Annotated in this window: 14 protein-coding genes and 2 pseudogenes; 3 read left to right on the forward strand and 13 right to left on the reverse strand. The window is 69.0% G+C overall.

The genetic code is table 11. The features are described from left to right. Window positions 1–8: 8 nt before the first annotated feature. Window positions 9–695 carry a DUF317 domain-containing protein gene (locus ACN6LM_RS01050; protein WP_445063368.1) on the forward strand — a complete coding sequence of 229 codons (687 nt, stop codon included), beginning with the start codon at window positions 9–11 and terminating at the stop codon, window positions 693–695. Between the two features lie 263 nt (window positions 696–958). Here ACN6LM_RS01050 and ACN6LM_RS01055 read toward each other — a convergent pair whose 3' ends face one another. The 4 genes and pseudogenes from ACN6LM_RS01055 to ACN6LM_RS01070 form a co-directional block, all read right to left on the reverse strand. Continuing rightward, window positions 959–1,393 (reverse strand): hypothetical protein, encoded by a 435-nt coding sequence (locus ACN6LM_RS01055; protein WP_445063330.1) that lies wholly within the window; start codon window positions 1,391–1,393, stop codon window positions 959–961. After that, window positions 1,386–2,570 carry a glycosyltransferase family 4 protein gene (locus ACN6LM_RS01060; RefSeq protein WP_445063331.1) on the reverse strand — a complete coding sequence of 395 codons (1,185 nt, stop codon included), beginning with the start codon at window positions 2,568–2,570 and terminating at the stop codon, window positions 1,386–1,388. Before ACN6LM_RS01060 ends, ACN6LM_RS01055 begins: the two co-directional genes overlap by 8 nt. After that, on the reverse strand, window positions 2,555–3,274 hold the full coding sequence (locus tag ACN6LM_RS01065; RefSeq protein ID WP_445063332.1) for an HAD family hydrolase: 720 nt from the start codon (window positions 3,272–3,274) through the stop codon (window positions 2,555–2,557). Before ACN6LM_RS01065 ends, ACN6LM_RS01060 begins: the two co-directional genes overlap by 16 nt. Next, window positions 3,271–3,657: pseudogene (locus tag ACN6LM_RS01070) on the reverse strand (aminotransferase class IV); the annotation flags it as partial. The pseudogene ACN6LM_RS01070 and the gene ACN6LM_RS01065, both read right to left, overlap by 4 nt. A 194-nt stretch (window positions 3,658–3,851) precedes the next feature. On the opposite strand from ACN6LM_RS01070, the gene ACN6LM_RS01075 reads away from it, so the two are divergent. Beyond that, window positions 3,852–5,009: a hypothetical protein gene (locus ACN6LM_RS01075; RefSeq protein ID WP_445063333.1), complete on the forward strand. Its 1,158-nt coding sequence runs from the start codon at window positions 3,852–3,854 to the stop codon at window positions 5,007–5,009. 116 nt (window positions 5,010–5,125) lie between these two features. On the opposite strand, the gene ACN6LM_RS01080 is transcribed toward ACN6LM_RS01075, so the two are convergent. Next, on the reverse strand, window positions 5,126–5,548 hold the full coding sequence (locus ACN6LM_RS01080) for a hypothetical protein (protein WP_445063334.1): 423 nt from the start codon (window positions 5,546–5,548) through the stop codon (window positions 5,126–5,128). A gap of 132 nt (window positions 5,549–5,680) precedes the next feature. On the opposite strand from ACN6LM_RS01080, the gene ACN6LM_RS01085 reads away from it, so the two are divergent. Next, the gene (locus ACN6LM_RS01085; RefSeq protein WP_445063335.1) at window positions 5,681–6,409 is read left to right on the forward strand and encodes a DUF2625 domain-containing protein; all 729 of its coding nucleotides are present in this window, start codon (window positions 5,681–5,683) and stop codon (window positions 6,407–6,409) included. Between the two features lie 6 nt (window positions 6,410–6,415). Here ACN6LM_RS01085 and ACN6LM_RS01090 read toward each other — a convergent pair. The 8 genes and pseudogenes from ACN6LM_RS01090 to ACN6LM_RS01125 form a co-directional block, all read right to left on the reverse strand. Then, window positions 6,416–6,688, reverse strand: a pseudogene (locus ACN6LM_RS01090) (transposase); the annotation flags it as partial. Between the two features lie 161 nt (window positions 6,689–6,849). Then, window positions 6,850–7,452, reverse strand: coding sequence for a hypothetical protein (locus ACN6LM_RS01095; protein WP_445063336.1), 603 nt, complete (start codon window positions 7,450–7,452; stop codon window positions 6,850–6,852). A gap of 145 nt (window positions 7,453–7,597) precedes the next feature. After that, a complete protein-coding gene (locus ACN6LM_RS01100; RefSeq protein WP_445063337.1) occupies window positions 7,598–8,359 on the reverse strand; it encodes a DUF5677 domain-containing protein in 762 nt (253 codons plus the stop codon). Between the two features lie 200 nt (window positions 8,360–8,559). Beyond that, the gene (locus tag ACN6LM_RS01105) at window positions 8,560–9,252 is read right to left on the reverse strand and encodes a hypothetical protein (RefSeq protein WP_445063338.1); all 693 of its coding nucleotides are present in this window, start codon (window positions 9,250–9,252) and stop codon (window positions 8,560–8,562) included. A 96-nt stretch (window positions 9,253–9,348) separates the two neighbouring features. Next, window positions 9,349–9,792, reverse strand: coding sequence for a hypothetical protein (locus ACN6LM_RS01110; RefSeq protein WP_445063339.1), 444 nt, complete (start codon window positions 9,790–9,792; stop codon window positions 9,349–9,351). Window positions 9,793–10,220: 428 nt separating this feature from the next. Beyond that, window positions 10,221–11,969 carry a relaxase/mobilization nuclease domain-containing protein gene (locus ACN6LM_RS01115; RefSeq protein WP_445063340.1) on the reverse strand — a complete coding sequence of 583 codons (1,749 nt, stop codon included), beginning with the start codon at window positions 11,967–11,969 and terminating at the stop codon, window positions 10,221–10,223. After that, window positions 11,966–12,349, reverse strand: coding sequence for a plasmid mobilization protein (locus ACN6LM_RS01120; RefSeq protein ID WP_445063341.1), 384 nt, complete (start codon window positions 12,347–12,349; stop codon window positions 11,966–11,968). Before ACN6LM_RS01120 ends, ACN6LM_RS01115 begins: the two co-directional genes overlap by 4 nt. Window positions 12,350–12,642: 293 nt before the next feature. Further along, entirely contained in the window at window positions 12,643–12,876 is a 234-nt protein-coding gene (locus ACN6LM_RS01125; RefSeq protein ID WP_445063342.1) for a hypothetical protein, read from the reverse strand. Between the last annotated feature and the right edge of the window lie 39 nt (window positions 12,877–12,915).

Consider the following 12,915-nt stretch of genomic DNA (forward strand, 5'->3'; position numbering starts at 1 on the left):
CGGACCCGCTGTACTGGGTCACCCCGCGCCACCTGGCCGGCGATGACGGAGCGCTTGCCGAACGGATCGGCGACACCCTGACCGGCCTCGGCTGGCGCATGTGGCCGACCTCCCGCAACACCCTGCTCTACGTGAGCCCGGACGGACTGCGGGGCGCCGAGTGGATCCTCGCCGCCTACCCGTTCGAGTTGGGCGGACTCCCGGTGGCCTGGCAGCTTTCGGCGCGTCCCCACGCCGCCTCGGCGCTGACCGAATGGAACGCATACTTCACCGCCGGCGTCCCGCACGAGGCCCTCGCTGACCTCCTGCTCGCACTCGACGCCTGTGCCACCCCCGATGCCGGGTTCGAGGGCGCCGAATCGGTGCTCCGCGCGCTCGGCGCGCGGGGCTGGCTGCGCGACATGGACCGCCCCCGCACGACCGCGACGGACCCCGGCTTCTCCGCCAGTGTCTCGCTCGAGATGCTTCCGCCGCTCATCCACGACGCCGACCCCCGGGACGACCTTCTTGGGTGGCAGGCATGGGCGGAGCCCGTGCTGGGAGCGCCGTACCTGTGGTGTGCGACCTTCAGTGCGAGCGCGCCACACGAGCTGGTGGCCGCCTTCGCCTCCTCGCTTGCTGCACCTGCCCCGGTGCCACGCCGACAGTTGCCCGAAGGGGCGGAGGACCGCCTCACCGTCGTCTACCGCAGCTGACGACGATCGTGGGCGATCCAAGAACGGGATGGATGGGGTCCGCCCCCGCTGGCCCGGTGGTTCCGCAGTCCCCTCGGGGGCGGAACCACCGGGCCTTCGCCGTACCCGGGTAAAGGGCATGGAAGCGGCCCCGCCCGCGAACCGAGGATCCACGTCCCGAATAGGCACTCTCCCGCACGTCATTCCTGCGGCGACACTGTCGGGAGCGCCGTTGCCAGGCTGTTCTGTTCCACTCTCACTCGCGCGGTGATCTCGGCATCACGTCAGATGTAGTCGACGCAGTCGCTTCCGCATCGGTCGACGTGCGGGTGGTGGGTGAAGTACCGCTCCATGGCCGACCTGGTCTTCAGGCGGGTGCCGACCGCGGTGGAGATCCGGCTCAGGGTGGCCTGCTGCTCGGCGGCGGGCAGCTGGTCCCACGCCCCGTAGTAGTAGTCGAGGTTGTTGTACTCGTGGAGCAGGATCGTGCCGGGCCGGGCGGCCAGCGCGCGGAAGGCGCGGTGGTGGAGGGTGTTGTTGCCCAGGTGGTAGAGGACGTGGTCGAAGGCGGCCGGGTCGATGCCGGGACCGGCGATCCGGCGGGTGGTGAAGTACCGCGCGAGGTGGGGCAGGGACTGGGTGATGTACCCGGCGACGCCGCTCTTGTTGCGCGGGGCGGGGCCCCAGACTCCGAGGGTGGGCAGCCGCTGCTCAGACACGAGCCACTCCGACGAGGGGGCGAACGGCGTTGATCGCCTCGCGGTATGCGGAGACGGTGTCGGCGACGCAGCGGGCCATGCCTAAGTTGCGGGTGGCGCGGTCGGCGGCGGCCCGGCCGGTGTGGCCCCCCAGGGTGGGGAGGGCGGAAAGTACGTCCAGCGCGGCGGCGTACGCGGCCGGGTCGGTGGTGTCGACGAGTCGGCAGGTGTTGGGGGTGACCACCTCGTTGAGCCCGTCGATGTCGCTGACGACGGCAGGGGCGCCGTGCTGCATGAACTCGATACCGGCGAGCCCGAGCCCTTCGGCGGTACTGGGCTGGGTGACCAGATCAGTGGCCTCGGCAAGCAGGTCGCGTACCTCGTCACTCCGGTCGGTCAGGAGGGTGACCCGGTCGCCGTGCCGGGCGGCGCGTTCGGTGATGTACCGGAGGTAGGCGGCGTCGGAGCCGTTGGTGGAGCCGAACAGGACCCCCCGGCAGTCGGCGCGGGTGGCCATCAGCTCTACGGCGTCCAGGAGCCGGTGCTGGGCCTTGCGGGGCGTGTAGCGGCCGGTGAGGGCGATCAGGAGGCCGTCGGTGGGCACGCCCGCGGCCTGCGCGAGGAAGTGCCGGGCCACCCGGCGGTCGTGGACGCGCGGCCGGTGGCGTACGCCGAGATGAACGGTGCGGATGCACTCGGCGGGGTACCCGAAGCCCTCGGCCTGCCGGGCGAAAACCCGGCTGCCGGCGAGGACCAGCGTGGGCGTGCAGGTCCGGGCTACGAAGCGGGAGCGGGGCCACCCGCCCGGCTCCGTCTCGGGCCGGGTCTCATGGAAGGAAGCGACGACGGGCGCCGTCTGGGCGAGGCCGGACATGTGCGTCAGTAGCAACGCGGCCTGGGTGCGGGTGTGGATGACGTCCACTTGCGCGTCAGCGAGGGGGGCGAAGTCGTCCAGGGCGGCGAACAAGCCACGCTCCCACGGCACCGCGTTGGGGTCCGGCGGCTGCAGCAGCGCGCCGCCGCGCAGTACCCGCACCCCACCTTCCCAAGTGGCGGCGGGCTGGTCCGGCGAATCGCGGTTGGTGAGGACGGTCACCTCGTGGCCGGCTGCAGTGAGGTGTTCGGCGAGGGTGGTGACATGGGTCTCCATACCGCCGCGCCGTGGGCGGTAGGTGGTGCTGACTAAACCGACATGCATGCTGTACCTCTCCCCTCGTTGCGGAAGTTGCTCAGGCGGGCGGGCAGGTGGTCCAGGAGCTGAGGCAGGGCGGTGATCACCGGGACGGGCAGTTCTCGGTACACCTGGTGGCGGTCGTAGAGGACGGTGGAGGTGATGCCGGCCCGCAGCGCGCCGAAGATGTCGTTGATCAGCCCATCCCCGACGAACAGCGCGTCCGCGGGCGCGCAGCCGAGCTGGCCGAGGGCGGAGGCGAAGACCCCGGGGTCTGGCTTCTCGACTCCGGTGAGGGTGGAGTCCACGACCGCGGTGAAGAAGTCGAGCAGGCCGAATCGGGCGAGTTCTTCCGTGAGGGTGCCGTCCGAGTTGGAGACCGCCGCCACTGCCAGGCCCCGCCCGCAGGTCTCGCGGAGCACCGGGACCGCGTCCGGGTCGAGGTCGCGGTACAGATCGGCGCGGTCGGTGCAGCGCCGCCAGGCGCGGCGGCCGGTCTCCGCTCCGACGCGCAGCAGCTGTCCCCGCGCGGCGCCGACCTTCTCCGGCCGGCTCAGGCCCTGCGGGAAGTCGAGGTGGTGGGCCTCGGCGGCGGTGGCCAGCGCTGCTTCGGCGGTCTTCACTCCCACGCCGGGTACGCCGACGGCGGCGAGTTCCTCGCTCATCACCTGTCCGCTGGGGTGGATGAAGGTCATCCCGATGTCGAACAGCACAGCCTTCGGGGCCGTCACGCGAGCACCTCCAGGAAGGAGGAGTCGAGGGCGGGCCGGGTGCCGGTGCACATCGCCAGGTACTCCTCGCGCAGCGCGCTGCCGATCGGGTGGTCACGGTGGCGGGGGCGGTGGCCGTCGATCTGGCCGACGATGCGGGCCTCGTCCAGGGTGCCGGTGACGAAGACCTCGTCGGCGCCGTGCAGGTCGCCGGGGGTCAGGGGGTGCTCGGCGGCCGGGATACCGAGACGCTCCGCCAGGTCCAGCACGGTGGCGCGGGTGATGCTGGGCAGGATGCCGTCCGTGAGCGGCGGCGTGGTGATTCGGCCGTGCCGTACGGCGAACACGGCGGCGCCGCCAGTCTCGGCGACGTTGCCGTGCTGGTTGAGCAGATCGCCTCGTCCGCGCCTTCTCCAGCGCCTCCAGACGGGCCAGGCGGAACCCGGAGTACGCGGCGCCGGTCTTCGCGGCGGTCGGCAGCGCGTCGTCCGCGATCCGCTGCCGGCTGCTGACGATGCACCGCATCGGCTCCACCGGGCGGGCTGGGGCGGGGGCGATCAGGCCCGGCGCTGTCAGCGACCGTCAGTAGCCTTGGACTATGAAGGCCAGCGACTTCTTCCGAACGGTCGTCACCGGTACTGGCGGCTGGGGCGAGCCCCTGACGGTCAATGAGTTCGAGATCGAGCTCGTGGAGCGCCTACGCAGGGGTGCCCTGGAAGGTACCTCGGACTGTGATGCGGCTGACGGCCTGGCCACGCTGGTACACACGGAGCTGGAGCACTGCGGCACCGACAGCGGACATAGGCTGGACGAGGAGGAGATCGCCGCGGCGATCAGGTGCTTGAAGGCAATACTCCGCCGGCTCGGCATACCGTTCAACCCGCCTTTCCGGGACTTCCGGGGGTTTCACGGCTACTGGAGCGCCCAGGGCATGAGCGGGGGAGGCGGCTGGGCAGCGCGCCGTGGCTACCTCAACACGCTGTTCTCGCCGGTGTGGCTCGCTCTGGACGAGCTCGACGTTGCCGAGGCAGAGGCCCACGGATTCCGCGGAGTCAATGGGGAGCCGCGCAACATTATCTTCGCCTCCACCGGCCCCAAGCCCGCGATCGTGATGAGCCAGGTCATCGACGGCGCGATCGAAATTGTGGAGCACGAAGACAACTGTCTGATCTACGACCGGCCCCTGACCGAGGACGGACTGACGTGGGGGCAACTCGTCGACTGGTGGCGCGAACGGAATCGCATGGGCGAGGCAGACGACCGCACGGTTGCCCGGTCGCTGTATGAGCAACTGAAAGCATCTCTGGCCTCGGACGCTGAGCGTTACGTCTTTCACGCCTTCGGCAGTCGATATGCCGGGCCCAACGCTAGGCAGCAACCGGCTCTGCTGCCGCAGGTATACCTGCACTTCGACCCGCTCACCGAGAGGCAGCGCCGAGCGCTCAACAAGCCTCGACGGCTCGCCCGCGAGCGTATGGACTTCCTGCTTCTGCTGCCCGGTGGAGTCCGGATCGTGATCGAGGTAGACGGCAAGCACCACTACGCCCGGGAGGTTCCCCCTGGGTCAGGTAATTGGGAGGTCGCGGCCGACCTCTACTCCGAGATGGTCGCTGAGGACCGGGCTCTCCGGCTGAAGGGCTACGAGGTCTTCCGCTTTGGTGGAAGGGAGATACTCGAAGCAAAGAACGATCTTACATTCATTCGACGCTTCTTCGCCGACCTGGAAGCACGGTTCTGGCCCCCTTCGGCTGCCTGAGTAACGCGTTCACCAAATTTCGAATCGTTAATAGTGGACACGACGAGCCCAGCTCTATAGGCGAACGGGCTGGCGCACCCCGGCGGTGACTGGATTCACCGAGGAAACGATCAGCCCTACGCCAGTGGCCAGATGACAGAGTCGGCTTCGGTGTCCGTCACCTGGACCCATTCCGGGCTGGGAATCCGCCGCTCGACTACATACCACCGGTGGCTCTCCCGGTTCGTCTCCGTGAGGTATGAAGGGTCGTCGGGCGTCCAGACGGGGATACCGAGGGAGCGGAACGCCTCGGGTGGGAGCCCTCTGTCCTTTCCCCACGTGTGCCACTGGTGGACGTCCTGCTCCGGAAGCAAGACCTCGAACCGGATAGTTCGCCCGGCCTCGTGGTGCTGTGGAAGCGTGGAGCAGTCCGGGGAGTCTGTCACGTGCACGATCGCCGACACGGCCCCGCCGTAGTCCCACAACGGTTCGAGATGCCCGTCCTTGAGGATCTTCTCCCAGTTACCGGGCGTGGTGAAGTGGTACACGGTTTTCGTCATGGCGGGACTCTACGGCTGGACGGGGCGGCACCCCAGAAGAGCGTCTCCGTCTTAGAGATCGTCTCGTTTGGTGGAGCGAGGTGAAGGTGCCCTGGCGGACTGCGCTCTCAGTGCTGGTGCGACGATGCGGGGATGCGCGAGGTCAATGAGCTGCTCAACGTCGATGATCCAGCCTGGCCGATCCTTCTCCAGGAGCTGTCCAGCACTGACGTACCAGTTGAGGTGTTGCCCTGCGACGCCGAGACAGGCCACGCGTCCCTGTTGCAGCTCCAGGTCTCAGCCCGATCGAATCTAGGCGGGATCGTGCTGAATTGCGGCGGTCTGCTCGTCGACAGTGGCTGGTTGCGGATCTTCGGAAGCCCGGGTGGCCCCGACGCCGAGCGGTTGCCGGGCCTGGCAGAGATCAACGCGATGCCCTCGACGTTCGATCCAGCCTGGCGGCCGGGAGCCGGGCTCGTGGTTGCGCACGATGTGCTGGGCGGGGTCTTCGCCCTCAACGGGGGCAACCCCCGTGAGGCCGGTCGGCCCGGCGAGCCGGGCGAGATCGTCTACTTCGCTCCCGATTCCCTTGGCTGGGAAACGCTAGGCGCCGGGCACTCGGCCTGGCTGTCCTGGACTCTCTCCGGAGGGCTCCAGGAGTTCTACGAAGGTCTGCGGTGGGACGGCTGGCGCACTGAGGTCTCCGGGCTGAACGGCCGGCAGGGATTGTCGTTCTTCCCGCCGGTGTGGTCGGCCGAAGCCCGCCAGGACCTGCCGGCGACCAGTCGCCGTGCGGTGCCCATGGCGGAACTCCTGAGGCAGAGCCGCGACTCGTGCCTGCAGTTCGACGGCACCGACCCGGGGTTCATCGGAGCCGTATGAACCAGCTCACGCACCCAGACGCCGGTAGCCGATGAGCGCGGCAGCGATACCGGCGAAGGCGAGGAAGTGTTCGGCCTTGCGCTCGTAGCGGCGGTGCAGACGACGGCACCCGGCAAGCCAGGCCACCGTCCGTTCCACGGTCCATCGGTGACGGTCTAGCCGCTGGGAGGACTCGATGCCCTTGCGGGCGATGCGCGGGGTGATGTTCCGTGAGCGCAGCCACTTGCGCAGTCCGTCGTAGTCGTACCCCTTGTCGCCATGGAGCTTGGCAGGCCGCCGCGCCGCGGCCCGCGCCGGGAGCGGATGCGGTCGTGAGCCGAGTCTGGCACGGCTCAGCGATGCCAGGCGGGGCGCCGAAGTCGATCCGGCCATGGGGTGAGGGTGAGTCTCATCGAGGGCATCCAAGGGCTGGTGAGCTACGGAAGTCCTGAACTGGTCGCTCACATGCGAAGCGAGCCGCGCTGGAACTCATACGTCCAGCCACGCTGCACCAGGTTGCCCTCGTCCAGGAGCAGGGCCTCGTACGCGTCGCACACGAGCCGGAAGGCCGCGTCCTCGGCCGCCACGAGGTCGATCCTGAACGGCCCCGCCCTGTACATCGGCCGGCGCTGGCCGTCGACCAGCTCCCATTCGAGTCTGTGGTTGAACTGCTCGGCCAGGTCGTCGTCCGGCTCTCTGTGCTTCCTGCGTATGTCCGGCTGCTGGAGGTTGCCGATGCCCATGCCGTACTCATCGAAGTGCTCGATCACGTCGCGGGCGTCTTTGCCCCCCGGCACGGTCTCATCAAAGACGGTGAGGGCCTCCGCGAGCAGCTCCTTGGCGGCTTCGCTCTTCACATGCTGTCGCGTCATATCGACGCCGCGGAGCACATGCCGGAGGGCCATCACCGTGTACGGGGCGTCGATGATGGTGCGGTCGGAGTCGTCCTCGCTGATCATCCGGTGAATGTCGAGGGCCACCTTGCGGTGCGCCATCCACGCCGACGTGTGCCCGATGTTGGCGCCGTGCTCCGTCGGCCGCCACTTCTCGTTGGTTTCGCTCACGCCCCAACTCCCCTCCCTGTATGGCAGAAAAGGCCAGGCTACGGGGTTTCGAGAAGAGTCGAGGTGGCCATTTTGCAGCGGCAAGTGCTTTGGCCGCAGTGGGTCAAATGACCTCAGCCGGCATCACCTTCGACTGCAGGGCCCCTCAGGTCGACAATTCGTCCGCCGCCGACTCCAAGAGCCCAGCCGTCTGGCCAATGCGCTGGAGCTCGTCCGTCCACGGAGCGCCGACCATGAGGTCGTTGAATGCCTCCATCCCCAAGTACAGCAGCATGAATGCCATGAACGGAGACAGTTCGTCCGGGTTGGGCGCATCGCCGTAGTGCGGGCAGTCGTAGAGCTGGACGGCTCCTTCCCAACTGTCGTCGAAGAAGACGCGCGCTGCGGCGATTCCGGAGTGGGAGTGCTGCGTCTCGCTGGTCCAGATCTCGGGCAGCCCGCTTCCGAGGCGCCCCAGGAGCTTGGTCGTAAGGTTGAACTCGTTCGCGGAGTTCGGCGGGATGACCGCCGCCGCCACGACGTCGGCTGCGGCAGCCACCTCGTCCTCGTACGTGAACACACCGCCCGTGTCGACGGCCTTGCGCAGCTTGCCGTGGCTGTACTGGAACGCCTTGTTCATCGAGTCCACGGCGTCCTCGCCATCCCGGGTCAGCCACTGGAGCTGAGCCATGTACTCGATCATCAGACGGCGGTTCGGGGCAGCCTCGTGACCCAGCCCGTTGCGGTGAAGGAGGACGACGGCGCACGCCTGGCGGTGAAGCGCGGCGACCAGCCCCCACCCGATCGTGAACGGCCGGCTGTCCTTGGAGGGGGGCGCGTGGAGTCCCGTGTCCAGCTTCAACAGCTCGGTCAGTTCCTGCAGGCCTTGGTACGCCTTCTCGTTGCGCTGCTCAGCGGAGATACTCATGGCGCAACGATCCCGCAGCCGCCGCAAGCAGCGCACCCGAAATTGCGCATGGCCCGCAGCCTTGCTGAGCCGGACGGCAGGAGGCCCGCCGGCTACTCCTTGGGAAGGGGGGAACCCTGGCGGGGGGATGCGCGGGCCGGGGCTGAGGCCGCGGCTCTGTTCAGAGCGCCGATCAGGGCCATGTGACTCCAGCGGGCGGGTCAGCGTGCGGTGCGGGTCTTGGCGACCGCTTCGTCCAGATGGGCGTCCACCAGGTCCGGCGAGCCGGAGACGATCACCAGGATGTTGCCGGATCGGATCGCCGTCTGCTTGACGACGCTGCGCTGCCCGCCGGCGGAGTAGGTGAGCAGCTGACTCCACTGCTCGTCGCCGAGGTCCGGCACGGCTGTCTTCTGCGTGCCCATGTCGATGGTGGTGCTCCCTGAAATTACCCGGTAGGACGGGCAGGAGACCATCGCGTTGAAGACCTTCCCGATCCGGTTGGACAGTTTCGTCGCGCTATCGCTGTACAGCTCCTCGCTCACCTCGGAGCTGGTGCTGCCGGCGTAAGTGAAGGACGCCTTCGCCTTGCGGGTGAAGTCGAGGGTGGCTCCCGTGGCCGCGTCGCTGCCGAGCTTCTCCAGCGCTGGGCAGCCGATAACGGTGACGTCGTTGTGCCGGTCAGCGGTCTGGGGTTTGCGGGTGTAGCCCTCGCCCAGGTCGCTCTCGTTCAGCAGCCGCTCGTTCAGCGCGGCTGACGAGAACGTCGCGGACGCGGAGGCGCTGGGACCGCCCCGGTGCGCGGGTGTGGAAGACGCGGCCGAGAGGTCGGTGGGCTTGGTACTGCGGGAGCAGCCCGTCAGGGCGAGGATGGAGAGGGCGCTCAGGGCCAAGATGGTGGTGGAACGGCGCATGCGAAAACCCCTTGTGATGCGAGTTGGACGGTCTGACCAGGTCGGCCCTCCGGGGTGCCGACGAAGGCAGGGAGTGCGGGAAGGGGTTTCGGGACTTTAGCGGCCGAGGTGGCGCAGGCCCTCGTCCAGGGTGGGGTGGAAGTGGTCGACCGGACCGGAGTTGCGGTTGTACCAGGCGGTGTCCAGACGGGACTCCTTTGCCTCGTGGCCAGCCTCGCAGCGCAGCCATACCGAGTCGTCACGCATGTTGAAGACGATCCAGTTCCGGTACGCGCCGCAGTGGCACTCGTGGACTTCGCCGTCAACGACGAGCGGCAGGTCCCAGCGCATCATGAACCCCGAGACGTCCTGGCGGGACGGCGCACGGAAGTCCGCCGGCAGGAAGTCGGGCACCACCGTGGAATCCGGCGCGGCAGGTGCCGGCGTTGCGTGGGAGTCGGCCCACTCCGGCAGCGGCAACTCGGTGTGCATCGCCAGCACTGCCTGGTCGGCCCGCTGGGCATCACGAAATTCTCGGTCCGCACGGTTGCGTCGGAACATGCCGTCTCCATCTCTCTTGTCTCGCCTGCACGAGGAGAGTGCCGCAATCCTCTGACCTGCTGCAACTCTAGAAATGTTGAAGGCGGACGACGCGCCGGAGGGCTTCGGCGCAGCACCTGTGAGTGGGGCGGGGGTCGCCTGCTCCTCATTCCAGATCGGTTGCGGCATGTGCCGTTTTGGACGGACGGGTGTTTGCCCCGAGCATGCGAGTCACAGGTTCTTCAACGTTACCGACGCAGCTGAGCGGCGCGTACTGGCGGGAGTCGCCGATCATGGAGCACTCGACCGGCTGCCGGTGCTCCGGCACCCGCGAGCCGCAGCCTGAACTACGAGATCGCCGGGTGCCGGAGGCGCGCACTATCATTCTGTGCACCGCAGGCGTCACCGTGGTCGTCGCGGAGTCCACCTCGGTGCGGCAACCGCGTTGCTCAGCGCCGCGGTTCTCTCGTGCCGCTCCACTTGACCGAGGCGTTCTGCGACGGTGGCGTCGCCTGCTTCCGCGACTGTCCCTTCGATGCGGCCTTTGCCGTACCGCTCTCCGGCCCAGTCAAGGCGTCCGCAGGCAGATCCGCCATGCGCCGCAGCCGCCATACCAGCACGTCACTGATCGAATCTGCGGTCTCCAGCTCGCGCCGCTCCACGGCTTCCGCCAAGAGCGCGGCGGGGTCGTGGCCGGCGTTCTCGACGTCGACGAGGGTAGCGGCCAGGGCGTACCAGCCGGGCTCGGCCAGGACCTGCCCGGCCAGCTCCGGCACCGCCTGTCGGAGATAGGCGGCCTGCTTGCGCTGGAGGGGCTGGGACAGGCGGCGACCGCGCTGGTGCATCACGCCGAGGTGCAGCGGCGCGGCGGCCTGGTAGGCGGCACGCAGGTGGTCGGCGGCCTGTCGGGCAGCAGCGGCCTGCTGGGCGTGCTCCTTCTTCCCGTGCCAGTGGGCGGCGGCGCTGACCAGGAAGAACGCCATGTCGATGAGCATGGCGGTGGTGGCACCGTCCTCCCCGCGGCCGAGGGCGGGACCGCCGTAGACGAGATCGCGGGCAGCCTGACGCAGGGCACGGTCGTGGCCTCGCTCGGCCTGGACGTGGGAGCGGGTCGCCCGCTCGAACGCCCAGGCGGCATCTCGCAGTTCACGGCGGGTGTGCGCGGCCGAGGTCTTGGCGAGCGCGTCGAGGACCTCGCCGGCTGCGGCGAGGTGCGCGGCGATCTGTCCATCGTCGCCCTGGTCGAGTATCAGCACGGCCTGCCAGACCGCTGTCGTCGCCTGCCGCCGAGCGGCCGACGGGCTGATACGGGGCGAGTCGGAGGAGCGGTCCTTGTCGGTGTCGCTGTGGCGACCGGACGCGTCGGCGGCCCACCGCTTGCGGATGCGGGGCAGGGAGAGGTCGGGCGCGAGGGTGGAGCCGGAATAGTAGATCGGCTCCTGGTCCTCGTTGCGGTCGTCCGGCAACGCGACCTTGTACCCGAGCAGGTCGCCGGAGGGTGCGGTGCGCCGGCGGATCAGGAGGCCGGCGGCGGCCAGGCGGTCGAAGAACTCCTCCTCGTTGGCGACTCCGGCTGCGGCGCGGCGCACGGTCTCGCGCAGCTCTTCGCGTGGGGTGCGTTCCTTGCCCTGGCGGTTCGCCTTGTGGCGTTCGGCGCTGGTGGGGCGCTTGGCGGCGGTTCCGTCGCCGACGTTCAACCGGCGTAGGCCGTAGTCGATTTCGACCTTCCGGGCTTCGGTCTGGGAGCGGGCGCCGTCCTGGCGGATGCGGGCCTGGCGGCCGTCCTCGCGTACGACGGTGGCGACGATGTGGATGTGATCGTCGGCGTGCCGGACGGCCGCCCAGCGGCAGGCGGCTTCGTCGCCTTCGGAAGCGATGCCGGTGGCGGCGACCATGCGGCGGGCGATGTCGGCCCACTGCTCGTCGGTGAGGATCGGATCCTCGGGCGCGGCGCGTACGGACAGATGCCATACGTGCTCGGCGGGCCTGGCGCTCTCGGGCAGCGCCATGACGGGCTGGTCGAGTAGGCGCTGCAGGTCGCCGTACGTTGCCGTCGGATCGCGGCCGGGGTCGGGCGGCTGGCTGTCCCAGGCGGCGACAAGGTGCGGGTCGATGTGCTCCTCGGCCTTTCCGGGACCGTACAGGTAGGCCACCAGGCCGCGGGTGTCCGTGCCCATGTCGTGGACTTTGGGGATCATGCAGCCGGACGCTCGCTGTCCAGGTAGTGCTGGGTGAAGGTGTCCACGCGTCGAGCGGCACGTTGTACGGCGGAGAGGACTGCTTCGGCGTGCGGGGCGTCTCCGCCTGAATTGAGCGTCTTGGCAACCTGGTTGACGTTGTTGCCGATCTGCCCGAGGTGGCGCCGGAGGCTGAACAGTTCGGCGAGCATCTCGCGTTCGCCGGCGATCTCGGCTGCCGTGCGCGTCAGGTCGCGCGCGGCGCTGAGTGCTGCGTGGGCGAGGAAGCCGGACGGCGTCATGGCGCACGCGGCGGCGGCGTCGAGGACGGACTGCTTCTCGTCGTCGTTGAAGCGGCTGGTGATTAGATGCTTGCGCTTGCTCGACTTGGTCTTCGGCATGCGGTTACGCGCGGGCGGTTGGCTCGACGGCGCGCTCGCGTGGTACGTGCAGTGCGGGTTGTGGCACGGGTGGGTGGCTGTCTGCACCTCCTGGGGATGCCGACCGCCCTCGGTCGCATCCCCTCGGTCCGGCGCCCCCCGGCGCTGGACCGCCTCCGCCACCCCCGGGGCGGAGGACGCGAGAGTAGTACTCCCAACGGGAGTACTACTCTCGCACCAACTTGCTCGCGATGACGTCGAGTTGTAGTCCGGCTCACCGTGCGCGTGTGTGGGGGGTCTCGTCGGGTACGTCATCAGGTGCGGTTCCTCGTGGTGCGGATGCGGTGCTGGTTCTCGGCGGCGAGTTCGACCATGGCGGCCGGGCCGTCGAGGACCCGGACAGGGGACTCGGGGCGGTCCTGGGCGAGCCACTGGCCGTTGGGGGCCAGCACGGCTGCGTGTAGGAGCTGGTGTCGTACGAGCACGTCTGCCCAGGCGCCAGCCTCGGCGGTCGACGGGGCGCGCGCACACGGATTGCGGGCAGGCATGGCGATCCCTCCATCGCAGGCGCGGGTGGCCCGACCGAG

It is taken from the genome of Streptomyces sp. SAS_281 (assembly GCF_052542855.1).